The 24763-nt window shown below is 48.8% G+C and carries 24 protein-coding genes and 1 tRNA gene; 6 read left to right on the forward strand and 19 right to left on the reverse strand.

Annotation, left to right across the window (positions count from 1 at the left end):
• Window positions 1–3 precede the first annotated feature (3 nt).
• The 18 genes from fliD to P2G88_RS08710 all read right to left on the reverse strand — a co-directional run bounded on the left by fliD (window position 4) and on the right by P2G88_RS08710 (window position 19735).
• Window positions 4–1401, reverse strand: coding sequence for a flagellar filament capping protein FliD (fliD, locus tag P2G88_RS08625; protein WP_275795456.1), 1398 nt, complete (start codon window positions 1399–1401; stop codon window positions 4–6).
• 12 nt (window positions 1402–1413) lie between these two features.
• Window positions 1414–1854, reverse strand: coding sequence for a flagellar protein FlaG (locus P2G88_RS08630; protein ID WP_275795457.1), 441 nt, complete (start codon window positions 1852–1854; stop codon window positions 1414–1416).
• 65 nt (window positions 1855–1919) lie between these two features.
• Window positions 1920–2846 carry a flagellin gene (locus P2G88_RS08635; RefSeq protein ID WP_275795458.1) on the reverse strand — a complete coding sequence of 309 codons (927 nt, stop codon included), beginning with the start codon at window positions 2844–2846 and terminating at the stop codon, window positions 1920–1922.
• Window positions 2847–3438: 592 nt separating this feature from the next.
• A complete protein-coding gene (locus P2G88_RS08640) occupies window positions 3439–4368 on the reverse strand; it encodes a flagellin (RefSeq protein WP_275795459.1) in 930 nt (309 codons plus the stop codon).
• Between the two features lie 1077 nt (window positions 4369–5445).
• Window positions 5446–6372: a flagellin gene (locus P2G88_RS08645; RefSeq protein WP_275795460.1), complete on the reverse strand. Its 927-nt coding sequence runs from the start codon at window positions 6370–6372 to the stop codon at window positions 5446–5448.
• 491 nt (window positions 6373–6863) lie between these two features.
• Window positions 6864–8090: a flagellar hook-associated protein FlgL gene (flgL, locus tag P2G88_RS08650; protein ID WP_275795461.1), complete on the reverse strand. Its 1227-nt coding sequence runs from the start codon at window positions 8088–8090 to the stop codon at window positions 6864–6866.
• A 16-nt stretch (window positions 8091–8106) separates the two neighbouring features.
• The gene (flgK, locus tag P2G88_RS08655; protein WP_275795462.1) at window positions 8107–10254 is read right to left on the reverse strand and encodes a flagellar hook-associated protein FlgK; all 2148 of its coding nucleotides are present in this window, start codon (window positions 10252–10254) and stop codon (window positions 8107–8109) included.
• A gap of 51 nt (window positions 10255–10305) precedes the next feature.
• A complete protein-coding gene (gene flgJ, locus P2G88_RS08660) occupies window positions 10306–11307 on the reverse strand; it encodes a flagellar assembly peptidoglycan hydrolase FlgJ (protein WP_275795463.1) in 1002 nt (333 codons plus the stop codon).
• Between the two features lie 4 nt (window positions 11308–11311).
• On the reverse strand, window positions 11312–12424 hold the full coding sequence (locus P2G88_RS08665) for a flagellar basal body P-ring protein FlgI (protein WP_275795464.1): 1113 nt from the start codon (window positions 12422–12424) through the stop codon (window positions 11312–11314).
• An 8-nt stretch (window positions 12425–12432) separates the two neighbouring features.
• Window positions 12433–13113, reverse strand: coding sequence for a flagellar basal body L-ring protein FlgH (gene flgH, locus P2G88_RS08670; RefSeq protein WP_275795465.1), 681 nt, complete (start codon window positions 13111–13113; stop codon window positions 12433–12435).
• A gap of 12 nt (window positions 13114–13125) precedes the next feature.
• Window positions 13126–13914, reverse strand: a complete 789-nt coding sequence (flgG, locus tag P2G88_RS08675; protein WP_275795466.1) for a flagellar basal-body rod protein FlgG — start codon at window positions 13912–13914, stop codon at window positions 13126–13128.
• Window positions 13915–13943: 29 nt separating this feature from the next.
• Complete coding sequence (gene flgF / locus P2G88_RS08680; protein ID WP_275795467.1) at window positions 13944–14687, reverse strand: flagellar basal-body rod protein FlgF; 744 nt, start codon at window positions 14685–14687, stop codon at window positions 13944–13946.
• A 228-nt stretch (window positions 14688–14915) separates the two neighbouring features.
• Complete coding sequence (gene flgE / locus P2G88_RS08685; RefSeq protein ID WP_275795468.1) at window positions 14916–16307, reverse strand: flagellar hook protein FlgE; 1392 nt, start codon at window positions 16305–16307, stop codon at window positions 14916–14918.
• Between the two features lie 13 nt (window positions 16308–16320).
• Window positions 16321–16998, reverse strand: coding sequence for a flagellar hook assembly protein FlgD (locus P2G88_RS08690; protein WP_275795469.1), 678 nt, complete (start codon window positions 16996–16998; stop codon window positions 16321–16323).
• A gap of 20 nt (window positions 16999–17018) precedes the next feature.
• Window positions 17019–17441, reverse strand: a complete 423-nt coding sequence (gene flgC / locus P2G88_RS08695) for a flagellar basal body rod protein FlgC (protein WP_275795470.1) — start codon at window positions 17439–17441, stop codon at window positions 17019–17021.
• 4 nt (window positions 17442–17445) lie between these two features.
• Window positions 17446–17844 carry a flagellar basal body rod protein FlgB gene (gene flgB / locus P2G88_RS08700; RefSeq protein WP_275795471.1) on the reverse strand — a complete coding sequence of 133 codons (399 nt, stop codon included), beginning with the start codon at window positions 17842–17844 and terminating at the stop codon, window positions 17446–17448.
• A gap of 123 nt (window positions 17845–17967) precedes the next feature.
• Window positions 17968–18798: a protein-glutamate O-methyltransferase CheR gene (locus P2G88_RS08705; RefSeq protein WP_275795472.1), complete on the reverse strand. Its 831-nt coding sequence runs from the start codon at window positions 18796–18798 to the stop codon at window positions 17968–17970.
• 19 nt (window positions 18799–18817) lie between these two features.
• Window positions 18818–19735, reverse strand: coding sequence for a chemotaxis protein CheV (locus P2G88_RS08710; RefSeq protein WP_275795473.1), 918 nt, complete (start codon window positions 19733–19735; stop codon window positions 18818–18820).
• Between the two features lie 143 nt (window positions 19736–19878).
• Here P2G88_RS08710 and flgA point away from each other — a divergent pair, with 143 nt between their 5' ends.
• From flgA to flgN, 3 genes are all read left to right on the forward strand, one after another.
• Window positions 19879–20595 (forward strand): flagellar basal body P-ring formation chaperone FlgA, encoded by a 717-nt coding sequence (gene flgA / locus P2G88_RS08715; protein ID WP_275795474.1) that lies wholly within the window; start codon window positions 19879–19881, stop codon window positions 20593–20595.
• Window positions 20596–20801: 206 nt separating this feature from the next.
• A complete protein-coding gene (gene flgM, locus P2G88_RS08720) occupies window positions 20802–21137 on the forward strand; it encodes a flagellar biosynthesis anti-sigma factor FlgM (protein ID WP_275795475.1) in 336 nt (111 codons plus the stop codon).
• Window positions 21138–21140: 3 nt separating this feature from the next.
• Window positions 21141–21560: a flagellar export chaperone FlgN gene (flgN, locus tag P2G88_RS08725; RefSeq protein WP_275795476.1), complete on the forward strand. Its 420-nt coding sequence runs from the start codon at window positions 21141–21143 to the stop codon at window positions 21558–21560.
• A gap of 92 nt (window positions 21561–21652) precedes the next feature.
• On the opposite strand, the gene P2G88_RS08730 is transcribed toward flgN, so the two are convergent.
• The gene (locus tag P2G88_RS08730; protein ID WP_275795551.1) at window positions 21653–22087 is read right to left on the reverse strand and encodes an LPP20 family lipoprotein; all 435 of its coding nucleotides are present in this window, start codon (window positions 22085–22087) and stop codon (window positions 21653–21655) included.
• Between the two features lie 217 nt (window positions 22088–22304).
• On the opposite strand from P2G88_RS08730, the gene P2G88_RS08735 reads away from it, so the two are divergent.
• The 3 genes from P2G88_RS08735 to P2G88_RS08745 all read left to right on the forward strand — a co-directional run bounded on the left by P2G88_RS08735 (window position 22305) and on the right by P2G88_RS08745 (window position 24748).
• Window positions 22305–23438 (forward strand): flagellar assembly protein T N-terminal domain-containing protein, encoded by a 1134-nt coding sequence (locus tag P2G88_RS08735; protein WP_275795477.1) that lies wholly within the window; start codon window positions 22305–22307, stop codon window positions 23436–23438.
• A gap of 129 nt (window positions 23439–23567) precedes the next feature.
• Window positions 23568–23642, forward strand: a tRNA-Arg gene (locus tag P2G88_RS08740).
• Between the two features lie 578 nt (window positions 23643–24220).
• On the forward strand, window positions 24221–24748 hold the full coding sequence (locus tag P2G88_RS08745) for a hypothetical protein (protein WP_275795478.1): 528 nt from the start codon (window positions 24221–24223) through the stop codon (window positions 24746–24748).
• Window positions 24749–24763: the final 15 nt, after the last annotated feature.

The raw sequence follows: 24763 nt of genomic DNA on the forward strand, positions 1-24763 counted from the left end.
AAACTAAGACTTATTAGTGGTAAAACCGGGCAATGAGGCCAATTGCTGAGCTAGATAGTTACCTGTACTTCTAAATTGGGCCACCAATACATCCAATGCAGAGTATTGCTCACGCAAGCGTTTTTCCAACTGTTCCATACGATAAGCGTGCGAAGATTTATCATCTTCCAACTTACTCAAATCTTCTCTCAGGGCTGTCTCCCGACCTTTAAGCACACCATCGGTCTGCAGGTAGGTATCGAACAGAGAACCAAGCGATGTTGCCAGTCCATCAGCGCCAGCAAATACATTTCCTACATTGGCGAAGTCTTCATTCAGGGCATCATCTAGTGAGCCATAAGTCGAGCTGTACTCAAGCTTCCCTTCTTTACTGAGAGAAATTCCCAAGTCAAACAAAGAAGTAAAAGGACCGGCACCGGTAATTTGGCGACTAATCCCCGCGGTAACTTGCTCACGCATCAGACGGGTAGCAGAGTCATATGCCAGACTGCCCCCGGCACCGTATGCCGTGTTGAGCACATCCACCATTTCATTAAACTTAGTGACGAAATTCTCAATATTGGCTTTCACCGCATCTTTGTCTGCGGCAATTGTCAACTTATCGGTTTGGCCAGCTGTTGATACTGCCTTCGCAGTAATAGTAGTGTCCTGCACGGCATCGACAAACACATCTGTAGAACTACTGACCAAAATGCCATCTATCAGCATCTGCGCATCTTTGGCCTGATCAGCTACTGCGATACTGATACCGCCTGCACCACCGCCGTTGGCCTGTGTTGAGACGCTATCTAGCTCGGCTGTATCGTTACTGACAACCAAGTCATTACCAGCGCCAGTGACATTAGAGGTATAAACCAAAGTCGCGCCTGAGCCTGTATTAATAATGTTAGCGGATACACCAAAGTTATCTGAAGAGGTGTTAATGGCATCTCGAATATCAGCCAGCGTGGCGTTAGCACCCAAATTGACCGAAAAGCTCTTCGCTCCGGCAGTCAGGGTCAGGTTACCGCCACTTGCCGTTACCTCCTGAGCCGTTGAAGTAAAGGCGTTTTGAGCTGACTGAGCACGGCTGCCAGAAGACAGTTGCGTCACTTCGATATTAAAAGCGCCAGCTGTTGCAGAGCTGGTGGTGGAGACCGAAATTGCGGCCTCGCTACCAGCAGCCTTAACCTTTGCCGATACCAAGTCAAATTTGGTAGAGCTATCCAATGTCTTAATGGCCGAATTCACGGCATCCATGGCAGACTTTACTTTGCCGACACCGGACAAGGTAATGTTGAGGGTGGAACTACGCTTAGTAAATTGGGCCTGCTTAGGGGCATTTTCTGCTTTTACCAAAGCAGAGATTATCGCCTCTAGATCGAGCCCCGATCCAACACCAGCCGAAGTAATACCTGCCATTTATCTCTCCACCTAAGCTTGCGCTTCGTATAAAAAACCTTTCAAGGAATTGAGTTCTTCATTCAACTCCCTAATTTTATCGGCGACTTTGAGAAAATCTTCAGCAGGAATTTGCCGAATTAGCTCTTTCTTCTCCGTATCGTAAACTTTGATGATGGAACGCCCCTGATCCGCATCCACCTTAAACTGCAAGGTAAAGTTGGACATCACCAGTGCCTGGTTTACTTCCTCGGTCCGTTGATCCAATTCCTTCAGTTGCTCGGCTTTAAGCTCCTGGATTCGACTCAGAACTGTGGAATCTTGCTCTTCTGACTGTATCTCGGTTTTTACCGATACTGCAGGCACTGTCGATAGCTTATCAACATTGCGGTTGTCAGTTGACTCAGTCGAAGAGCGTTCAACTACACCACCGAACACCAATGGTGCTTTGACAGATAGTTGTTCAATTGCCATAAATGCTCTCCGAATCAGGATTACCTGGGACGACTAGCGCCCCAGGCTTATCCTATTATTTGCCATTAACCCAGCAGAGACAAGGCTGTCTGAGGACGCTGATTTGCCTGAGCCAATATTGAGGTACTGGCCTGTTGCAAAATTTGCGCCTTGGTCAAGGCAGCGGTTTCTGCTGCAAAGTCGGCATCACGAATACGTGACTGTGCAGCGGACAGGTTTTCTGAAATATTCGACTGGTTACGGATGGTAGAGGCAAAACGGTTTTGCACTGCACCTAACTCCGCACGTTTACGGTCAAACACTTCAATCATGGCATCAACAGCGTTAAGTGCTGATTGGGCGTTAGCCTGAGATGTCAGAGAGAAAGCGGTTCTGGCAGCAAACACCGTTGCAGCGCTAGCCTGACCGGAAGTCGAAAGAGAACCGACGATACTGGACACAGACGCAGCGATTTCACTTAACTTAAAGCTAGCAACAGAGTTTTGGCTGCCATCGAAGCCCTTTACTGCAGTCATGGTAAAGCTGATGGTTTGGTTAGCATCTGCGCCTACCTGGAAGCTGGCAGAATAAGTACCATCCAACAACTTCTGACCACCGAAGCTGGTGTCGCCTGCGATACGGTCGATTTCAGTCCACAACTGGTCGATTTCCAGTGCAATGGCCTGACGGTCCTTATCGGTGTTGGAACCGTTAGCAGCTTGCGCCGCCAGAGTACGAACCCGTTGCAAAGAGTTGGTCACCTCATCCAAGGCACCTTCAGCAGTCTGTGCCAGAGAGATGCCATCGTTGGCGTTACGGATCCCCTGGTTTAGACCGTTGATTTGACCAGTCAAGCGACTGGTGATTTGCATGCCTGCCGCGTCGTCAGCAGCGCTGTTGATACGCAAGCCTGACGACAAACGCTTAAATGCGGAATCCAACTGGCTGCCTGAATTAAGCAGTTGGCGTTGAGCATTGAGCGAAGACACGTTGGTGTTGACAAATAAAGCCATGTTAGCCTCCTAAAATTTTCACTCACTCGGGTACTCCGTTTCGGAATCCACCCGACCAGCATCTTTAAGACAGGGGGAACCAATTCCCTGCCGGTATGATGATTCCGGGTTATTTCCTGAACCGAAACACCCCGGTGAAGCAATCGAGCTCGTGTCCCAAACACAGGTTAGATTAGCCTCATATCTGTTAACGGCACCGATTCCCGAAGCTTTAGGGCTGAATTTAAAATATTTTCGCCAAAAAACGTAAGAAGCTGATTTTATTCAATTTTTACTTATGAAAAATCTTCAGGCAATAGCGGCAAAGATTGCCGCCAGGGGACAGACAGAGGTCGATAATGGAGACTAAGCAATATCGCCGAAAGCTGAATGTCCCTTTACTAAATAAGAACAGGGCTTTTATGCAATAGGCTCAGATTTACCTGGAGCAAAGTGAAACGTTGGAGGCAGGGCAATGGACCGAAGAACCGCCAAGTGCTTAATGCAGATGCACGGACGTTTTCTATCGCCAAAAATTTCGGCATACCGTTTATCTTGGACATAAAAAAGCCCGCTTGCGCGGGCTAATGAGCTAGTGCTCAGGAGGCGGTTATTAACCTTGCAGTAGAGAAAGCGCGGCCTGTGGACGCTGATTGGCCTGAGACAGAATAGTTGTACTGGCCTGCTGCAGAATCTGCGCTTTGGTCAGCGCTGCGGTCTCTGCCGCGAAGTCGGCATCACGAATACGTGATTGAGCAGCCGACAGGTTCTCTGAAATATTTGATTGGTTACGGATGGTGGATGCAAAACGGTTCTGAACCGCACCCAACTCCGCACGCTTGCGGTCAAATACTTCAATCAGGGCGTCTACCGCGTTCATTGTTGACTGCGCGTTGGCCTGTGATGTTAACGAGAAGGCCGTTCTTGCTGCAAATACCGTTGCTGCACTGGCTTGTCCGGTTGTCGCCAAAGATCCTACGATACCTGATACTGCGGCTGCAATATCGCTCAACTTAAAGCTGGTGACGGAATATTCACTGTTATCAAAACCTTTCACCGATGTCATGGTGAAGCTGATAGTTTGGTTAGCATCGGCACCCACCTGGAAAGATGATGCATAAGTGCCGTCCAACAGTTTCTGTCCGCCAAAGGTAGTGTCGTTGGCGATACGGTCGATTTCTGTCCACAGTTGATCAATTTCCTGAGCAATCGCCTGGCGATCCTTATCGGTGTTTGAACCGTTAGCTGCCTGAGCGGCCAGGGTACGAATACGCTGCAATGAGTTAGTGATTTCGTCCATTGCACCTTCGGCTGTTTGCGCCAAAGAAATACCGTCATTGGCGTTACGGTTGCCCTGATTCAGACCATTTATCTGAGAAGTCAAACGGTCGCTGATTTGCAAACCGGCGGCATCGTCGGCAGCGCTATTGATCCGCAAACCTGAAGACAGACGCTTGAAGGCTGTATCAAGCATTTGGCCTGAGCCCACCAGTTGACGTTGGGCGTTTAAAGCAGATACGTTGGTGTTTACATATAATGGCATGGCTAAGTTCTCCTAAGTTTCACTATTAAGCTCTATTTCAGCCTCTTGTCAGGTCTGCTTTTTGTTTTTTTGTATCTCCTGACACCCTATGTATCGCCAAACGAAAAAAAACCTTTAAGGATTTTTTTAAATTTCAAATTTAGATATAAATATCAATAAGTTACACAAATTAAAATTCAGATAAGATGCAGATAACTAATACATAAAAGCAGCACCAATCGCCTGCTTTTTTTTGCGTTAACATCAAATCGACATGGCTAGAGCAGCAAATTGGCTTGAAGCGACCATTTTCTTAGAAGAGCCGCATTATCGGCATATCTGAATTTAACTTGAGCACTTTTTTGAAAATGCCTAATGAGTAAATCTTGGATTGGGAGACAGTACACAGACTGAAGTCCCGTTTTGCCCCTTTCCAGTATAAGCAACTCTCAATCTGGGCATCCATCAGATACTCAAGCAGAGACCAAACGTACTTGCTCTTAAACTGACAACATAAATAGAGACGTAACACATAGGGTCTCATAACAACCTAACCTCGCAATCTTCTGTACCGGGAAGGAGAGGCCTGTTTCAAACCTCATCACAGGCAGTGAAGAACAGATGCTGTTACAAGCCAACTCAGGCAATCGCTGCTAAGCCACAGTACTGTCCAGCATGGAAACGGTCTCTGCTGATTAGACACAAATCAATAATGAGAGAAGTTATACAGGCAAATAAAGAAGAAAATGACCGTATGCAAGCTTGTGCCCGAATCAAGTGAAATGGTTCACTGGCATGTAGCAGGGCGCAGCAGACTAACCACGTATTAACTGAAAAACTGTACAAAGCCTACTTCTTGCTATTGGGAATTCGCCAGAGCATGAAGGGTGGTGAGAATGTTTGCCAAGAGAAGATGTCGGAAAAAAAGGCTTAAAGTTGGAATGGTTGTTGCTTAAAATATAGCATGCGTTTTGCGCATATTTTGGGTCACTGAGCCTCTGGTGACTCAATCACTCTCCAGTGAAGCTCGTAGCTCGTGTCCCAAACACTGGGGATTAGCGAAGGCGGTCTGAACCACCGCCTTCGCCTTTTACATTATTATCCCAGCAGCGACAGGGCGGCCTGTGGACGCTGGTTGGCCTGCGCCAGAATAGTGGTGCTAGCCTGCTGCAGAATCTGCGCCTTAGTCAGAGCAGCTGTTTCGGCGGCGAAGTCAGCATCTTTAATGCGGGACTGAGCAGCAGAAAGGTTCTCGGCGATGTTTGACTGGTTACGAATGGTTGAGGCAAAACGGTTTTGCACCGCCCCCAATTCCGCACGCTTACGGTCAAACACTTCGATCATGGCATCAACAGCGTTCAGTGTAGACTGAGCGTTCGCCTGTGAGGTCAACGAGAATGCGGTTCTGGCACCGAATACTGTCGCCGCGCTGGCTTGGCCGGACGTGGACAAAGAACCAACGATACTGGAAACAGACGCAGCAATATCACTCAACTTAAAGCTGGTGACGGAGTTTTGACTACCGTCGAAACCTTTTATTGCGGTCATCGTGAAGCTGATGGTCTGGTTAGCGTCTGCCCCCACCTGGAAGCTGGCCCCATAGCTACCATCAAGCAGCTTCTGACCACCAAAGGTAGTGTCATTAGCGATTCGGTCTACTTCGGTCCACAGTTGGTCAATTTCCTGGGCGATTGCCTGACGATCCTTGTCGGTGTTAGAACCGTTAGCAGCCTGAGCAGCCAATGTACGGATACGCTGCAAGCTGTTAGTAACTTCATCCAGTGCACCTTCAGCAGTCTGTGCCAGAGAGATACCGTCGTTGGCGTTGCGGTTACCCTGGTTTAAACCGTTGATCTGAGAGGTCAGACGATCGGTGATCTGCAAACCTGCAGCATCATCTGCTGCACTGTTGATCCGTAAACCGGAGGACAAGCGTTTAAATGCTGTATCCAGCTGAGAACCTGAACTGAGCAACTGACGCTGCGCGTTCAGGGATGAAACGTTAGTATTGACAAACAAGGCCATAATAGACTCCTACAAACACATTCCAGCCAGCGCTGGTGACAGGCTCGCGCCCAATATTTAAAAACACTTTCAAAACAATCACTTCTGAACAAAGTCACTGTTCATGGTGTTCTCGCTTATAGTTATCGACGCGCCTTGACCGTCCTTTAGCAAGATTTTGCCGCTTGACAACAAAAAGCGGCAATTATTTGCCGCCGCAAGTATAAAAAAATCATAATTTTCATATAATTATGTTTTTTGATAATTTTTTAATCAGAGAAGAAAGTAGAGATTTGGAGACTTGGAGCTTAAATCTGATGAAAAAGACAAAAAAACAAAACAAATCATAATATTTTATGATTTTTCCTAAAGTTTTCTTAGGGTTTGCCGATAGCTTGAGTTACGGCCAACTGCGCACAAATGTGCAGAAAAAACAGCGCTGAAAGAAGTCAGGAGTCTGTGAGTCAGACTCTATTAGTAAAGACAAATACGATTTAGGTAGAAACGCTGAGCTAGCGAATAAAATCAAACAGCGTCAACCCGGTAACACGGGAAAAGGTAGATTGTGCGGCCTGCAAAGCCGTTTCCTGTCGGGTAAGGTCTGACACTGCCTGTGCATAATCCACATCCTGAATATCCGAGCGTGTTGATTTGGTGGCTATCTCCAAATCAATGTTGGAGTTGTAGATAGAGTCCGCCACTCTGATACGTCCTCCAACCGAGGCTGTCGCGGCACCTAACGCATTGGTTCCATTATCCATCCCAATCAACACATCATCCAAAGCATCAAGAAAAGCCTCGCTACTTAGCGAACTGTCCCTCAGTGCAACAAAAAAATCATCCAGGGTCTGCGCCAAATTCTTCTTTTGGGGTGGGTCCAGTTGAAAGTCTACGGTATCACCGGGCCCACCTGTAATTTTGAATTCAATACCGTTGAAGGTAAAAGGTTCACCTGATGCAAAGTTGAAGGTACCCAAGTTAGCACCTGTTCCCACATTGGTAACTGTCACCTGATTACCGGCACCATTGATGGTAATGCGGAAATTATTGTTGGCCGGGGTCACCGCATCATAGTTATTTCGATGAAAGGCATCAAAAACCGGCTGAACCTCTATTGATGAACTGGAAGCCGCTGCAGTGCCGCCCGTGATGCTGGACTTCAGTCGGGCAAATACATCCTCAAACACGGTTTTACCTGAGTCATTTCCGTTTAACTTGACTGAGGAAGATAATTGGATTTGATTAACCCCTTCATCTCCCTGGAAGAAATATTTATTGCCTGAAGCCGTGGGATCATAGACAAAAGCAGGAGACTTGGACTGAAAACCGGCAAAAATATATTCACCGGAAGCATTTCTTGCATTCATCAGATCAAAGACTTCGTCGCGAATTTGCCCAATTTCAATACTGATGCCTTCCTTATCTTTGGCAGACATCACGCCATTACCGGCCTGTATTGCCAACTGCCTGGCGCGGGTAACAGCATCGTTAATATTGCGCATCACCGCTTCCTGCTGTTCCAACTTGCTCTTAAGCACATCGTTATTACGCTGGAACTGTGTAATTTGATCCAACTCTTCCGTCAGTCGGATAACCTTTGATGCCCCCACCGGATCATCAGAAGGACGCAACAGTTTCTTGCCCGATGCGAGACGTTGCTGGATATCGGAGAGATCACCTTGGTTGTCCAAAATGTTTTGGATACTGCGATCATAAAGCTGATTAGTTGAAATACGCATCGCTGGCTATTACCCGTTATCTGACCACGCCCAATATAGTATCGAATATATTTTGGGCCGCCGACAAGATCCTTGCAGAGGCACTATAGGCCTGTTGGAACCTGACCAAGTTTGCCGCTTCTTCATCCAAGCTCACTCCAGAAATGGAGTTAAACCAATCTTCTGACTGGGTTTTCATGGCGGTGGCGGCCTGTACATTTATATCGGCCGTTGCCGATTTTTCTCCAACGGAACTCACTAAGTTTCCGTAAGCCCCATGGAAAGTGGTGCCATTCTGGTTACTAAAGCCGGTACTGACGTCGCGACGAATGGTATTGGCATCCTGTAATCCAGCCAGTTCAAGGCCGTTTCGGTTGTCATCCACACCATTAGTGTTATAGCTGATGGTGAAAGTGTCACCTGCCTTAGGCACCCCTTTTAGGCTGATATCATAGCCAGGGTAGTCCGTTAGTGCCGAGAAACCTGCAGGCCAGGCCGGACCAGCACCGCTAGCCTGTCCTTGTGCCAGCAGGTTATTCAGGTTGGGCGGATTGGTCACCGTGGTAATCACCGTGCCTGCGCTGTCACGTACTTCAAACACATTGGAAGCTGTAAAAACGATTTGTGTTGGAGCGCCCAAACCCGGCACCGGTGAGGCACCTGGACCATGGATACCACCCGCACCATTAAAAGCAGAGGCTTGGTTGGTCGCAAAAGCGTTGTCTACGGTCGTGTTAGTGACTGAAGTGGACAAAACACTGGCAGATCCGAGGTTGGTGATAGCGCCCTCGCCCTTGATGGGAGAAGCGAAAGCCAAATCTTCACCACGCACAATGGCGGTGGCTATTTGCCCTGCACTCTGGCGGGTAGGCTGTAGTAAGAAAGCGTCTCCCACGGCATAGCCCGCGCCATCGGGAAACTCAAGTTCTAAACCATCGAGTATCGGTGCAAAAGTGCCGCTGGCAGCCGTTAAACCGGCAAAGTTTTGTGTAATTGGTGCGCCGTTGACATCCAACGATGGCGTGCCATCTGGATTCAGTAGATCAACGGTGACATCCACGCTATTGGGGACACCGGCGTTAACGGCGGTAATAGTAACACGGTAGTCTGAAGTGCTAAGTTGCTCGGCATTTCCAGCCTCGACCCTGCCATTCATACGCAGCGTTGCCGAGGAGTTGGCGGCATAGTTCAATCCAGCGGTAGTGGGCAATTGAAAAATGTCAGCGCCAAGCTGGCCATCCAAATCCATGCCAAGACGATTCTGCTCATTCATTGAGTCGGCAAAGGCCAGCGCCATTTGCCCTAACTGCCTTTGACTGGGTGCGAGCACTTGATCCCGAAAAGCAAACAATGCTCCCATTTTCCCACCCAAGGTGGTTTGTGCCACATTCACAGTGGTGGGTTTGCCAGCACTGACAAGGCTCAAGGTTTTGCGGGTAATATCCGGATCGCCATTGACTTGAAAAACGTTGAAACGACCACTTTCCAACACCAAGGATTGGCCAGAGGTTAAATTCACTAAGGTCGTGCCATCGTCCAGATTGCGTGTTTCAATAGAGGCAATTTCTGCCAATTTCATGATCGCTTTATCGCGCTGGTTCTTTAGCGCGCCAGGCTCTTCAAAAGCGTTGGAAAAACGGGTCTCGCGGATTTGCGTATTGAGATCGGCAATACTCTTAATCAGATCATTGGCTTCCCGTGTGACACTCTCCAGCTCAGTGTTAAGCTCTTTTTCGGTGACATCCATGTAGCGTGACAAGCTGGATACACGCTCCAACATGGAGTTGGCTTCACCTATCACCAAGTTTCTTGCGGCCACATTACTGGGTTCATCGATAGCCGTTTGCAGTGAGGCAAAGTATCGGCTTAAGCTACCTGAGATACTGTTAGACTCGCTGGCCAGCACATTGTCCATCTGGAAGATACGCTGGTAGAAAGTTTCCGCTTCGGCCAATTTGGTGGTATCACGGCGAAACTGATTCTGTGCAAAAACATTAAGCACCCGCTCAGTGTAGCCCTTGCCTACGCCTCCACTTAACTCATCAACAAAATTGGTGCGCTCACGGACATAACCTTCAGTGTTAACGTTGGCTATATTATGGCTGGTTGTCTGCAGCAGCCGATTGTGAGCTTGCACCCCGCTGGTCGCGATTGAGAAGAGATCTGCAGTTCTGGTAATAGCCATAGCTTATTTGTCTCAATATACCCTGGACAGGCGCCGCTGTTTTTGGAGCCGTTATTCTGAAGCCGATGGAGCTGAGAACAGTTCAGCCTGATCGCCTTGCGGATTACCCTGCATAAATCGTGCAAATGTTTCACTGTTCAGCACACTCAAGACCTTCTTGGCATAGAGAGGGTCGGTCGCATAGCCCGCTTTTTGCAGCGCATCGAAGTAGGCGCTACTATCACCAGCATTGTCCAATGCCTGCTGATACCTCGGGTTTTCCTTTACAAAAGACACATAGTCACGCATGGATTCTGTAAAGGAGGGATAAGCACGAAACGGTGCCTTTTCGGTCCTGGCGATACCGTCTTCATATTCGAGGGTGTTAACCACGGCTTTGTCCCCCTGCCATCGCTTATCGGCCTTGATGCCGAAAAGATTATGGCTGTTACTGCCGTCAGTCATATGGATCATCTTTTGTCCCCACCCCGTCTCCAGCGCAGCCTGCGCCACCAAAGCTCTGGCATCAATTCCAAGTTCCTTAGCCACTTTCTCGGCATGGGGCAGTAATTGGCTGACGAATTCCTCGGGACTGTCAAAAGCTGCCTGCTTGTTGGCAGGCATTGTTTTAGGCCCTAACACAAAATCTTGCGCAGAAGCCGTTTGCTGAGCTCTTTTACGATTGATAGATGACAAATTTGCATCGTTGCGTAAAACCGATGCCGGACGAAAATTCTCTATATCCTGCCCTAGCTGCTGGACAATGATGTCGGCCAATCCAATACTGCCATTGGCAGCCAGATCGCTGGCCATCTGCTGATCGTGCATGTCTCGGTAGAATTTCACCTGCTCTGAGTTAAACGGGCTATCGCTGTCCGAGAGCACATCGGAGGCGGCGCGCATGGACTTAAGCATCATGCGCACAAAAATTCCCTCGAACTGTTTGGCGGCCTCATGCAAAGCTTCTTTATCGCCAGCTTTGGCCGCTTTTCGCAAGCTGTCGAGACCTTGCACATCATGCACATTACGCGCTTGATGTAACTGGTCCTGAACTTTTAAGTCGAGGTTTTCCATGATCTTAAATTACAACCAATTGACCTTGCAGCGCACCGGCCTGACGAAGCGCCTCCAGTATCGCCATTAAGTCGCCAGGTGCAGCACCGACTTCATTCACCGCGCGTACTAACTGATCCAATGTCACGCCGGGATTAAAGGTAAACATACGGCTGTCATCGAGATTCACGTCCACCACCGATTGCGTCGTTACTACCGTCTCACCTTCAGCCAATACTCCCGGTTGTGACACCTGCTGGTTTTCGGTAATGGTGACGGTCAAACCGCCATGGGTAACGGCAGCAGGCAACAAGCGTACATCTTTGCCTACTACAATAGTGCCGGTGCGGCTGTTGATAATGATCTTGGCCGGTGCATCTGCCGGCTCAAAGGTGAAATTCTCTAATGTCGCCAGGAAGTTTACTCGCTGACCCACTTCGCGGGGCGCAGACACTCTCACTGATGCAGCGTCAATAGGGGTAGCAATGGTAATGCCCTTGGCTGGATCAGCGCCCAAATGAGCATTGATGGCATCTGCCAGATTACGGGCGGTGGAGAAATCTGGATAGTGCAGATTCAGGGTCAGGAAATCGTTCTGCATCAGACCGCTTTGCACCGTTCTCTCAACAATCGCACCATTGGCAATGGTGCCCACAGTGGGTGTATTGGAGACGATTTTGGAGCCATCTGCGCCTTCTGCACCAAAGCCACTAACCACCAGGCTACCTTGCGCCACGGCATACACATTGCCGTCCAAGCCTTTAAGGAAGGTCTGTAACAAGGTGCCGCCACGCAAACTACCGGCCTCCCCAATGGAAGACACTGTCACATCTATCGTTTGGCCAGGTTTAACGAAAGGCGGCAACTCAGCATGCACGGCAACCGCTGCCACGTTTTTGATTTTTGGCTTTAAGGTGCTGGGCAACATAATGCCAAAGTTAGACAGCATGGTGCGAAAGCTTTGTTCGGTAAAGGGGCTTTGTTCCCCGGTACCTGGCAACCCCACCACCAAACCATATCCCACCAGTTGGTTGCTTCGCACACCCTGGATAGACACAAGATCTTTGATGCGCTGCGCCGCTTGTAACGGTGCAGTCATCCCTATCAACAACATTAAAAACAGGGAAATAACACGCATAATGCCTCCTAGAAGGGCCACCATTGTGATGAGAAGAAGCGAGTCAGCCAGCCTTGCTCCTGAGCATTGGCAAAGGTACCGGTACCACTGTATTGAATTCTGGCATTGGCAATTTTGGTTGAAGCCACCTGGTTATCGGGGCTGATATCGGCTGCCCTGACAATGCCAGTCAGGCGGATATACTCATCGCCGTTATTAATGGTTAGCCATTTTTCACCGCGCACAACCAGATTTTGGTTCGGCATGACCTGAATCACCGTCACAGAAATGTTACCGCGAAGGTTATTGCTCTGATTGGCCGTGGCGCTACCAGAGAAATCGTTGGAAGAATCCAATCCCAACTGAATGGACTGGCTGCCAATATTCACCGCATTGCCACCTAAGCCCGTAATAGGCTGTAGATCTATTTCATTGGTTTTGGAGGTATTGGTGCCTGCGCTCTTAGTGGCATTTGTATTTTCCTGCAACACCACAGTAATAATGTCGCCAACGCGTCTGGCCTTCACATCTGAATACAGGCTGTTGGCAAAATCTGCATGAAATATGGAGCCGTCATCATTGATTTTTTGCTCCGGCATATCCGGCATCGCCGGGGCATAATAGGGATCGTTGGGCGAAGGCGCATGCACCGAAGTACTGGCACACCCTGCCAACATCAATATCCCACCAAGCAAGAGCAAAGCTTTCATTTTAGTTACCCATTAAAGCTGCTGAATCACCTGACCAAGCATCTGATCGACTGAACTGATTACCTTGGAGTTCATCTCATACAGTCGCTGGCTTTCGATCAGATTGACCAATTCTTCGGTGACGTTGACGTTAGAGGTTTCCAATGTACCTTGTTGCAAGCTACCCAGGCCTTCCAGACCAGGAATCCCCTGAATCGGCGCACCACTCACGGCAGTTTCCACATACAGGTTCTGACCAATAGGCTGTAAGCCAGCGGGGTTGATAAAGTCAGCAATATTCAGCTGTCCGAGGACGACAGGTTCGGCCTGTCCACGCACACTGGCAGAGACTTCGCCATCCTGAGAGATAGTGATCTGCTGGGCGTCCTCGGGCACTGCAATTACCGGCTGTAGCTGGAAACCCGCTCCCGGTGTGACCATTTGACCTTGGTCATTTAAGGTAAACTGACCGTTTCGGGTGTAGGCAATGGTGCCATCGGGCTGCAGGATCTCGAAAAAGCCGCGCCCCTGAATAGAGACATCCAGCGCATTGTCTGTGGTCAGCATATTGCCTTGAGTGAAGGCTTTTTGAACGGCAACCACTTTCGTTCCGGCGCCAAGCATCAAGCCTGAAGGCAGCTCGGTATCGGCAGACGAGCGGCCACCTGGCTGATTAATGTTCTGGTACAACAAATCCTCGAAAATCGCTCTGCCCTTTTTAAAGCCTACGGTACTGGCGTTTGCTAGGTTGTTGGAAATGACCGATACATCGGTTTGGGCCGCATCCAGGCCGGTTTTACTGATCCATAATGCCGGGTGCATAAGCTACCTCCACCTTTAAAATCAATTCGTTACAGGATTTGCAGCAGGCTGTTTGCCTGGCGATCAAGGTTCTCTGCCTTATCCATCAGTTTTACCTGCATCTCGTAATGACGTTGCAGGGTGATCATGCTGACCATCTCTTCAATGGGGTTGACGTTACTGCCTTCGAGCATCCCATTGCGCAGCCGAACATCGGCATCGACGCCCGCTAAATTGCCGTCGCGCATGCGATATAAACCATCGTCACCTTTGATCATTTCGCGCTTCTCTGGGTTGACCAGCTTCAATCTGCCCACCTCAGCCAGCACAGTTTCGGGCGCCCCCTGAGGGCGAATAGAGATGGTGCCATCAGAAGCGATATCTATTTTCGACAGCGGTAATGGCAGGAAAATAGGACCACCATCGCCAATCACAGTATTACCATGTCCATCCTCAAGCACACCGTCCGGACCTAACTGAAAATTGCCGGCCCGGGTATAGGCTTCATTGCCTTGATCATCCTGTACGGAGAACCAGCCATCACCTTGAATTGCCAGATCTAATTCGCGATCTGTCTGGATCATGGCGCCGTCTTCAAAATCATTAGCCGGGCTTTCTGTCATTGAAAAAACCCGCGTGGGCAACCCTTCACCAAATGCTGGCATCGCGCGGGCTTGTTCCAGTTGCGCTTTGAAACCGTTGGTTTGCGCATTGGCCAGGTTATTGGCGCGAATTGAGACCGCCAGCAGATCCTGCTTGGCACCGCTGGCGGCGATATAGAGCATTTTATCCATGACGATTCTTTGACTCGAAAACCTTAGTTACAGGATATTCTGCAAGGAAAGTGCCAATGTGGGAGATAGAGATTCCCGCTATCTACATGCGGGCATGTTCGCGATTACTACCAAAGGATTGGCTGTCTGAAATGCGGGAAGATGCCTGAAATGGTTATCGGGCATCTCTAATAAAAAGGACGAGGCGGGCTTTCACCACACCTCGTCTATCTCCTGAGCAACTTATTTTTATCGGATGTTCAATACCGTCTGGTTCAGGGTGTTATTCACTTCCAAGGCCCTGGAGTTAGCCTGGAAGTTACGCTGAGCAATAATCATATCGATTAACTCAGACGTGAGGTTAACGTTGGCTTGCTCTAAAGCAGAGGAATTAATGGTACCAAAGGTACCGGTAGTCGCTTCACCTGCTAACGCTTCACCAGAAAGAATACTCTCCTTCCACTGAGTATTACCAATTTGGGTTAGTCCCTGCTCGTTAGCAAATCGCACTAGGGAAACGCGACTTAGGGGAGAGGAGGTACCGTTTGAATAGGTGGCACGCACCAATCCATCTGGACCGATATCGATGCCTGTTAGACGCCCAACCGGCAAGCCATCCTGTTGAAGTGCAGTCACTTCAAAACCAGAGGCAAACTGAGTGGGTTCATTTGGCGTGGCAGTAGTAGTATTGAGATTGAAATCAATAACAATTGTCTGGGTTGGATCTGAACCGTTGGACAGAATAGTTGCGCCTAGTGCAGTTGTCGTCAGCTTACCATCCGGTTGGGCAACACCGTTACCCGATTGAATCGCTATAAAGTCACCACCAGAACTAAATGTAAGGCGAGAGCCAGTCACCGCATTACCGGTGTTGGTGCCGGCAGAGTTGGGTGATGCACCTGGTGCCGTTAACGTTGTGGCATCATCGTCGGTAATGTTAACCAAATTACCGTCAATGGCCGTCACCATTATCCATTGGTTAGCAGTAGGTCCGGCAATGGCGTCTTTTATAAAATAGTAAGTCTGAACATGGCTATCCCCCAGAGAGTCATAGATAGTCACCGAAGTCGCTGCGTTGTAAGTCAGCGGATCGGTAGGGTCGAAATCGGCCGGATTCAATGCTGCATCGCCTGCAGGAAGGTTCATTTTAATATCCACTTCACGGGTACGCTGCGGTATACCGGAAGAATCTGGAACACGAATGGGCTGAGCAGTGCTTAGTGCAACCGAAGCAGAACTACCATCAACGTTGACTGGAAACCCCAACAGGTGATGACCGTTGGAGTTCACCACAAAGTTTTCCGAATTAAGCTTAAACATACCCGCGCGGGTAAAGGAGAAGTCTCTGGATGTGGTTTCTGGAATAGTAGCAAAAAAGCCGTTACCAGTAATAGCCAGATCCAACGCGTTATTAGTGAATTGCAAACTACCCTGGGTAAATTGCTGAGCGACCACTGAGGTCAATACACCATCCCCCACCTTGGTTTTGGCACCAGCCAACAAAGAGGCTGCATAGACGTCACCAAATTCGGCCCGCGACTCTTTAAAGCCCACGGTATTGACGTTGGCGATGTTGTTAGCCGTGGTATCCAGGTCTTTTTGTGCAGCGTTGACGCCGCTCAGTGCAATATTAAAGGACATAACAGTCTCCTAATTAACCACCAATTTCCAATACGTCAGTTAGCTTAATGCTCTGATTACCGGAAAGGTTAAGAATCACGCCCTGGCTGCTGGAAGCCAGACTAACGCTGTTGACATGACGATGCATGGCCAGGGGAACTTCCTTCACTTCATTGCCAACCTTGGCCCTGGCGGTAAACTTGTAGTCACCGGGCGGCAAAACATTGCCGCGTCCATCGGTACCGTCCCAGCTAAATTCGATATTGCCGGGTTGATTGGAGCCTAGTTCAAGTACCCGTACAGTTTGGCCAATGCCGTTTTCAATGGTGATCTTCATCTCATGACCGGCTTTTTCATTGACAATCACGCCGGACACGTCGCTACCGGACTTGAGCACGCCTTGGTTACCCAGCACCAATACGTTCTGCCCTATCAGGCTTGAAGCCTGCAGTGCCTGGTTAGAAGTCATGGAGGCAGCAAAATTCTCAAAGTTGGTATTGAGCTTATTCAGGCTATCGGCCATGGTGAAGCTGGTCATCTGGGCAATCATCTGATCGTTGTCCACCGGTTTGGTGGGATCCTGCATAGACAACTGTTCGGTCAGCAAAGAGAAGAAATCCTCCTGGGTCAACTGGCCGTTTTTGTTTTCCGGCACACCCGTTTCTTCTTGCCAACGCAGGTTTGAGAGGTTGCTGTTGTTAATGGTGTTCATTGCTTATCCCCGCTTAGGCCTTAGTTCTGACCCAGTTGCAGAACGCGTCTGAAAATACGCTTGGTGGTATCTGCCACCTGTACATTGGTTTCATAGGCAGTGGAAGCGGACAACATATCAGCCATTTCCTCAACCACATTGACGTTGGGCTTATAGATGTAGCCGTCTTTATCTGCCATAGGGTGATTGGGGTTAAATTCCACCTGCAGTGGTGCGTCGCTCTCCACCACACCAAGGACCTTTACCCCGGTGCCGCCTTTTTGTGCTTCGATGGCATTTTCCATCTCGGCTGCAAATACCGGCTTGCGGGCCCGGTAAGTGGCGTCGTAGCTGCTACTGACACTGTTGGCGTTGGCGATATTACTGGCAGTGGTGTTGAGGCGAACGCTTTCTGCGCTCATGCCAGTGCTGGCAATATTCATCACATTGAACAAACTACTCATCTACTTATCCCCCACTGCTCAAGGCTTTTTTCATGCCGGTCAGTTTGCCGCTTAAAAATTCCATGGTGGCTTGATAGCGCATGCCGTTTTCCAGAAAACTATTACGCTCAGTCTGTACATCCACGGTATTGCCGTCGCCGGTATCCGGCTGGTCTGGCACGCGGTACATTAACTCTCCGGGGTTACGGACCTGGACATCAAAATGCTTCTCATGGGTGCGACTGAGACGCTGCGAGCGCTCAGACTGTGCCGCCTTCATTGCGGACTGGAAATCGATATCACGGGCTTTGTACCCAGGTGTATTGGCATTCGCCAAATTACCGGCAATCACTTCCATGCGGTCATTTCGGACCTGCAGCGCCTTGTGATGAAATCCAACGAGTTTGTCTAAGCTGATCGCCATTTATGCTCTCCCATGGCGGAATACTATGGCTAGAGCAAAGCAATTGATGTGCCAAAAAGGGAAAACGTGCTTGATTTGAATCTGCAAACCTCGCCTTCCCTGGCAAGGACATGACATAAGCCTTTATTTTTTAAGGTAATAAAGGCCAGGATTACAGCGAATCATGGAAAAGGCGTCGGACAATCCAGACATGGATTCCGAGGCACCGAGGAACAAAATACCTGCAGACGGCAGGCAAGCGGCAATTTGTTGCAGTATTTGCGTTTTGACCTGCGGCGAGAAGTAAATCAATACATTGCGACAGAAGACCATATCGAAGCGGCCCAATGAAGCATAAGACTCAAGCAAATTAATGGGACGGAAGCTGACCATCGCCGTCACCTGAGATTTAAGCCGCATAGAGCCATTGTCCATCGTCTCAAAAAATTGGCGCTTACGCTCTTCTGACAGCCCACGGGATAAAGACAGATTATCGTACTCTGCAGCCTTACAGCGGCTTAGCATATCCGTTGAAATATCGGTTCCCACAATCTGTACCCCGCCGGGGAAGGCGCCGGGGTTGCGCTGCAGGTACTCCAACACGCAAATAGCGATGGAATAGGGCTCTTGCCCCGAGGAGCAGGCCGCCGACCATATTTTCAACGGGCCAGACTTACCTTTGAATTTGCTGAGCAATTCAGATTTCAGTAATTCATAGGGGTAGGAGTCGCGAAACCACAGGGTTTCGTTAGTGGTCATGGCATCGATCACCGCCTCTCGCAATGTACGATCATGGCCATTCACCACTTTTCTCAGTAGTTGTGACAAATCCGGTATATCGAAGCGACGCAATAGCGGTGACAAGCGACTGCGCACCAAATACTGCTTGTTGTCACCCAATACAATACCGCACTGACGTTCCAGATAGTCTCTGAACGTCACATAATCTTGGTTTCCTAATTCTTGTTCTGGCACTGGGTTACTCAGATAGGGGTTAATCCAACCATTTCTTTACTGCGTTGGCGAGTTCATCAGGGTGGAACTTCGCGATAAAATCATCGGCGCCAACCTTCTTCACCATGGCCTGATTAAACACGCCGCTTAAAGAGGTATGCAAGATCACATGCAGGTTCTTAAGCTCAGGTGAATTTTTTATTTCCGCTGTTAAGGTGTAGCCATCCATTTCCGGCATTTCAATGTCAGACACCAAAACACCCACCTTATCGGTAACATCGCCGGTCTCTTTGGCCAGCTCTCTGAGCATAGTCAGGGCTTCCATACCGTTCTTGGCGGCGACAATATTAAGACCAAGGGTAGTCAGAGCCTTGGTGACCTGATTGCGGGCAACGGAAGAATCGTCGGCGATAAAGATAATCTTGTCTTTGATGTTAGAGAGATCCAAGCCTTCGGTAACCGACGCGCTGACATCGGTTTTAAGTGGAGAGATTTCGTTGAGGATTTTCTCCACATCCAAGATTTCCACTAATTCCTTATCCACTTCGGTCACAGCCGTCAAATAACTGGCGCGTCCGGAGCCTTTGGGGGGCGGCAGAATGGAATCCCAATTGATGTTGATGATTCGCTCTACCGAACTCACCAGAAAACCCTGCACCGAGCGGTTGTATTCGGCAATGATGATAAAACATTTTTTGAGATCTTCGATCTTGCCACCACCGGTGGCCAGACTTAAATCAATCACGGAAATGGTCTGTCCACGAATATGGGCAACACCTCTGACGAAAGGGTTAAGTTTTGGCATGGCGGTCAGCGGAGGACATTGCAGCACTTCCCGCACTTTAAATACGTTGATGCCAAAGCGCTGTCTTCCTTTAAGCTTGAATAAAAGAAGCTCTAATCGGTTTTGCCCCACCAGTTGTGTGCGCTGGTTGACCGAATCGAGAATGCCTGCCATTCCATCACCCCTCAATATAAATTCGATCCGGCACAAAACTTGCCGTCATCGAGGTAGAGATTCTTGTATCGCCAGTCTTTTGACGGCTTCACTATGTTACAAGAATTTGTTCATAAGCATAGACAAAGTGGCAAGAACTGAATATGAAAAATTTGCCTATTATCCTGAAGAGATTGAGATTTTTACCTTTTGCCCTGCTTGTAGCCGGACAATCGATGGGCGCATTGGCAAGCGCGGTAAATCACTCACAAGTAGAAGCAGCAGCCATCCAGCACGTGGCTACTGCACTCAATGTTGAGGTGCAGGGAGACCCCAATGTAGACATAACCATGTCACCATTGGATGAGCGCATCCAGGTTCCCCATTGCAGCGTGCCACTTAACGCAGAGACAGACAGCAACAGTCTTAGCCAGGCCAATGTCACGGTCAGGGTTTTCTGCCCCAGTTCCAACTGGTTCTTGTATGTGATGGTCAAAGTGACACATCTGCAGGATGTGGTTGTGGTAAAGACCGCCATTTCACCGGGCACAATGCTGGATAGCAGCAACCTGGAAGTGGTAAAACTGGAAAAAAGTCAGTTACGAAGCACAACCTTCTCTTCAGAGGATGAAGTGCTAGGTGCCCGCAGCAAACGTAGATTAAGACCGGGGCAACCTGTGGAGCCGTCACAACTTTGCTTTGTATGCAAAGGTGACAGCATCGTTATCCATGCAGATATGGGGGGCCTTCGCATCAAAGCGAGTGGCATCGCTCAGCAAGACGGCAATTTGGGCGACACCATTATGGTAAAGAACCAATCTTCCAACAAAATAATTGATGCCAAAGTGACCAGCCCCAATCAGGTGAGCGTGCGTATTTGAAGGCTTGAAAACATTTTTAAGGCCTGAATAAACTTCCCTGAGAAGACGCCGATAAAGTAAGTACCAAGCCCCATTGATGAAATGGATTTGGTAGGAAGGCAGCAAAAGTGGTATTTCATTAAAGGTTAAAGGATAATCTATTAAAGTATCAATTTTAGCTGCCGATAAAGTCTTAAGAGGTTTTTACAGGTAGTGGGTGATTAACCATGTCCGTCAACAACATTAATGGCAACATGAGCAAGGCTCAGATTGAAAGCCAGAAGCTGCAACAGCAGCAACAGACGCAGAATCAGGCTGCGCAAAGCGGCGCTGCCAAAGCGCAAACAGCCGCTCTGGCGCCACGCCAAGATTCGGTGTCGCTAACGCAATCTGCCCAGCAATTGTCTCAGGTGCAGAAGAAAGGCAATGATGCGCCGGTTGACCAGGCCAAGGTGGATCGTCTTAAGAAGGCGATTCAATCAGGCGAATATCGGATCAATCCTGAAGTGCTGGCGCAAAAGATCGCCAAGCTGGAAGCCGAGTTGTTTGGTGTTAAGTCCTAATCTATGAGTCAGATTGCGGAAGCTTTAGCCATTCAACTCACCCACTTGGATCGTCTCCAGTCTTTGCTGGACCAAGAGCTTTCGCTAATTAGTAACAGGGATGCAGAAGCCTTGATCACCTTGGTCAAGGAAAAGGAAGCACTGCTAGATGCTATTCAGGCGCTAGATGAGAAATTAAAAACTGCTCTGTCATCGGACATCGAAGAAGATGTCGCTATTGCCGATTTGAAACAGCAGATCCTGAGCAAAGTCGAAGAGTGCAAATATCGCACTAAGATCAATGCTACAGCCGTTGAACAAGGGCAACTACGTCTTGAGCATTTACGTGGATTGATTATGGAAGCCAGAGCTAAAGAAAGCCTGACTTACGACAAAGCCGGCAAAAAACAATCCGGCACCAAAAGCGGCGGTATCAGCGCTTAACTCTCAAGCTCGTAGCTCGTAGCTCGTAGCTCGTAGCTCGTAGCTCGTAGCTCGTAGCTCGTAGCTCGTAGCTCGTAGCTCGTAGCTCGTCACTAATAATACTTCACATCCCGAATACGCTTAGGCTTGGCCGTTGACAGGTAAATGTCATAGACCCGACGCATATCCAATTCCAGTTCAGTGGCATAAGTGTCATCGCCGATGGGATAGCTTTTAACAATGCGGGCCCCGCGAATAACGCCATCCACATTGGATTTTAACCTGGCGTCTTGCAGCACCATATCGGATAAGGTTTCCTGACCGGACAACTTGTGACCATACACCTGCTCAGCCAATTCGCGGTAGGCATCCAATTTTGACGCTTTAACAGCTTGTAGCATTTTGACACTGTCACTATTGCCCCGTTGAGCATCGATAGGGGCATAGCCAATCGCAGTCAGTACCGGATATTCTTCAGGCTCCACATATTCCCATTCCACATGCTTGTCGAAGAAGGTAGAACAGCCGGTGAGGACGAAAAACGCCATTAACACCCCTGCAGATTGTTTCAGTTTCATCATTCTCTCCACATCGAAAATGGGCCTCAGCATGGCCAACTAACCTTTTTGTCACTTAGTTGACTGCAATTACCGTACCTAGATGCTAAAAAACACCATGACAAACCAATAATGCGTATAGGCACATTTCCTGCAAAGTCCAGTGTCATTAATAACGGATTCTTGTCATGCGTTACGAGGTATTGTGGTGAAACCCCTATTTTTGCTTATTTGCCTGATGGCCTTCCCAAGCTATGGCGTATGGTTTGAAGCGAGCGGACAGGCCCTGATTATCAATGGGGACAAACAGCACGCACGAAAAATGGCAACTCAGGAAGCCATCAAACAGGCGTTGATGTTCGCCGGGGCCAAGGTCAGTAGCGTACAACAACTGGCCGATGGATTACTTCGTGACGATCTATTGGAAGTTCGCGCCGGCGGTGAGGTCGATAGGGTTGAGCTTATCGATGAGCATATCGGCAGCGATATCGTTACGGTGTCGATTCGTGCCGATATTTTCCCGCAGGAAAGCATGTGTGATGGTTCAGATTATCGTAAAAGCCTTGTCACCGCTTGGTTCCCCATAAGATACAAGCAACAAGCCAGTCTTGGGCAAATCTACGATTTGGGTAAATCGGTACCCATCCAGTTGAAAGAATTCTTCAAGCTTACCAGCCGCAATGCTGATATCGACTCTGTGCAGCATTTCTATCTTACCCCCGACAAGGATCTGAGCCAGCAAGCCATCATGTTGGCACGCAAGGCAGGCGGACAGTTTGTATTGGTGGCGGACATTGTCGACCTAAGCAGTGAACAGTTGGACGGCAATATTTTGACGTTTTGGCGTCAAGCCCCCATCAAACGCACGTTTGCCATCGAATTCCATCTTGTTAACGGTATCACCGGCGAAGTTCTGCTTTCTGAGCAAATAAGCACCTTGGCGGAATGGACATTTGAACCACACGCGACCATAGATGCCAATAGCAGCATTTTTTGGGACTCCAACTATGGCCGTGCTATTCAGGCCCTGCTGCAAGACGTAGCCCAGCGTATTGACGAACAAGTGGCCTGCCAACCAGCTCATGGCAGAGTACTGCAAAGCAGTAATGAGAAGCTTGCGGTGAATCTGGGCAAGACCCATGGTGTGAACATTGGCGACAGAATGCGCTTATTCAAGCTAAAGCAGTTCTTCGATCCGATGGGCAACCTGCACTATCAATATCAACTGCACCCGGAAGAAGTACAGGTCATTCAGCTCTCACTAAACTCCTCTGTGGTAGAGACGGTAAGCGGTGCCCCACTCTCCAATATCCAACCTAACGACTTCGTTTCAAAGCGCTAGGAATAGATGAATCGCGCAGTTTTTATGCACTTGTTCCGGGCAGACTTCAAAACTGCGCGGCATTAAGTAATAATGCCGCTCGGCTAAGCTGCCCGGCAAACCGTCGGTTCTTTTACAAGCCCATGCCAGGTCCCCATAGTTTAATGGATAAAACGAGCCCCTCCTAAGGGCTAGATCTAGGTTCGATTCCTGGTGGGGACGCCATTTCCAAAATCTCGCATCATCTGTATTAATCGAAACCCATCTAAAGCTATATAAATCAGTGTGTTAAGCATTAACGTATCAATTTTCTACTTTAATCAAAATAGACCTGAATTAGCCCAAAATTGACGCCGCATGTAGCACATATGCAGTAAGGGATTTGGTACTGCAAGCCAGTGATATAAGACAGTTGTTACTATCTAGTTGCAAAGGCGGGAGTGGCGGCAATGATACCGGAATAAATGCCTGACACAGCTCTCACCCGGCAACGCTGGGGACATACTGTCCAGTGGTGTCACGTTGCAAGGTACTTTCTAAAGTTAACAGAACCAAGAGTATTAATTTAACTAAACCCCAAAGATAAAATAACAACCTTGTTTAGGTTAGATTTCTGACGACGCCTAGTAACCGAGTAATAAGCTGCTTTGTCATTGGTAGCTTGCGGCCAGATGGCCTTACCTTACTCATCCAGCAACAGATCCAACTGATTGGCCCATACTTTAGGCAACCAAACCGATGCAGACTTAGGCAGTACTGCAGGGGCATTCATCGTCTTTAAACATAATGTTGAGGAAATCAAAATGCGTAACTTGCTGGTATTAGTGCTTTTTCTGAGTACAACGTTAGGATTAGGAGGTTGTGTGGGAATGGCAGCAGAGGGCGTGCGAGCGGCAGACAGTGAAAACACTCGAGCAGTCTATATGGAATCCGCGATGGCCGGAGACGCCGACGCTCAGTTTAAGGTAGGCAGTGCCTATTGCTGTACGCCTGGGGACAGTCAGGATGGCTATTATGACAACTTTAAGGCCACCGAGTTTTTATGCATGGCCGCCAGGCAAGGCCATGCAGATGCGGCCTTGAAACTGGGTAAAATCCACAGTGGCGATCGCATAGACGGTGTGCGCTTGCTACGACGGGCGGTGACAGCAGTGGCAGGCAGTGACAAAGCCAACCTGCAAGTCGCCGCCTATTGGCTAACCCAGGCACAACAACAGGGCAGTGAAGAAGCCCAAAGCCTGTTGGCAAAATTGCCAACACAGGATATCAGCGAATTTTCCGCTTCTGACAGCGCCCCTTGCACCTGGCAACAGGTTTACGGCGACCAGTAAATAAGGACAGTGACG

Origin of the sequence: Aliiglaciecola sp. CAU 1673, from assembly GCF_029223185.1 — a bacterium.
GTDB lineage: Bacteria > Pseudomonadota > Gammaproteobacteria > Enterobacterales > Alteromonadaceae > Bowmanella.

Excerpts from the sequence above, each read along its gene's own strand:
- P2G88_RS08665 (WP_275795464.1), bottom strand. The coding sequence starts at position 12,424 with ATGCGTGTTATTTCCCTGTTTTTAATGTTGTTGATAGGGATGACTGCA.
- P2G88_RS08730 (WP_275795551.1), bottom strand. The coding sequence starts at position 22,087 with ATGGCGTTTTTCGTCCTCACCGGCTGTTCTACCTTCTTCGACAAGCAT.
- flgE (WP_275795468.1), bottom strand. The coding sequence starts at position 16,307 with ATGTCCTTTAATATTGCACTGAGCGGCGTCAACGCTGCACAAAAAGAC.
- P2G88_RS08690 (WP_275795469.1), bottom strand. The coding sequence starts at position 16,998 with ATGAACACCATTAACAACAGCAACCTCTCAAACCTGCGTTGGCAAGAA.
- flgL (WP_275795461.1), bottom strand. The coding sequence starts at position 8,090 with ATGCGTATTTCAACTAATCAGCTTTATGATCGCAGTATCCAAAACATT.
- flgN (WP_275795476.1), top strand. The coding sequence starts at position 21,141 with ATGAGTCAGATTGCGGAAGCTTTAGCCATTCAACTCACCCACTTGGAT.
- P2G88_RS08710 (WP_275795473.1), bottom strand. The coding sequence starts at position 19,735 with ATGGCAGGCATTCTCGATTCGGTCAACCAGCGCACACAACTGGTGGGG.
- flgM (WP_275795475.1), top strand. The coding sequence starts at position 20,802 with ATGTCCGTCAACAACATTAATGGCAACATGAGCAAGGCTCAGATTGAA.
- flgC (WP_275795470.1), bottom strand. The coding sequence starts at position 17,441 with ATGAGTAGTTTGTTCAATGTGATGAATATTGCCAGCACTGGCATGAGC.
- P2G88_RS08645 (WP_275795460.1), bottom strand. The coding sequence starts at position 6,372 with ATGGCCTTGTTTGTCAATACTAACGTTTCATCCCTGAACGCGCAGCGT.
- flgG (WP_275795466.1), bottom strand. The coding sequence starts at position 13,914 with ATGCACCCGGCATTATGGATCAGTAAAACCGGCCTGGATGCGGCCCAA.
- flgF (WP_275795467.1), bottom strand. The coding sequence starts at position 14,687 with ATGGATAAAATGCTCTATATCGCCGCCAGCGGTGCCAAGCAGGATCTG.
- flgK (WP_275795462.1), bottom strand. The coding sequence starts at position 10,254 with ATGGCTATTACCAGAACTGCAGATCTCTTCTCAATCGCGACCAGCGGG.
- P2G88_RS08635 (WP_275795458.1), bottom strand. The coding sequence starts at position 2,846 with ATGGCTTTATTTGTCAACACCAACGTGTCTTCGCTCAATGCTCAACGC.
- fliD (WP_275795456.1), bottom strand. The coding sequence starts at position 1,401 with ATGGCAGGTATTACTTCGGCTGGTGTTGGATCGGGGCTCGATCTAGAG.
- flgB (WP_275795471.1), bottom strand. The coding sequence starts at position 17,844 with ATGGCGATCAGCTTAGACAAACTCGTTGGATTTCATCACAAGGCGCTG.
- flgH (WP_275795465.1), bottom strand. The coding sequence starts at position 13,113 with ATGAAAGCTTTGCTCTTGCTTGGTGGGATATTGATGTTGGCAGGGTGT.
- flgJ (WP_275795463.1), bottom strand. The coding sequence starts at position 11,307 with ATGGAAAACCTCGACTTAAAAGTTCAGGACCAGTTACATCAAGCGCGT.
- P2G88_RS08745 (WP_275795478.1), top strand. The coding sequence starts at position 24,221 with ATGCGTAACTTGCTGGTATTAGTGCTTTTTCTGAGTACAACGTTAGGA.
- P2G88_RS08630 (WP_275795457.1), bottom strand. The coding sequence starts at position 1,854 with ATGGCAATTGAACAACTATCTGTCAAAGCACCATTGGTGTTCGGTGGT.
- P2G88_RS08640 (WP_275795459.1), bottom strand. The coding sequence starts at position 4,368 with ATGCCATTATATGTAAACACCAACGTATCTGCTTTAAACGCCCAACGT.
- flgA (WP_275795474.1), top strand. The coding sequence starts at position 19,879 with ATGAAAAATTTGCCTATTATCCTGAAGAGATTGAGATTTTTACCTTTT.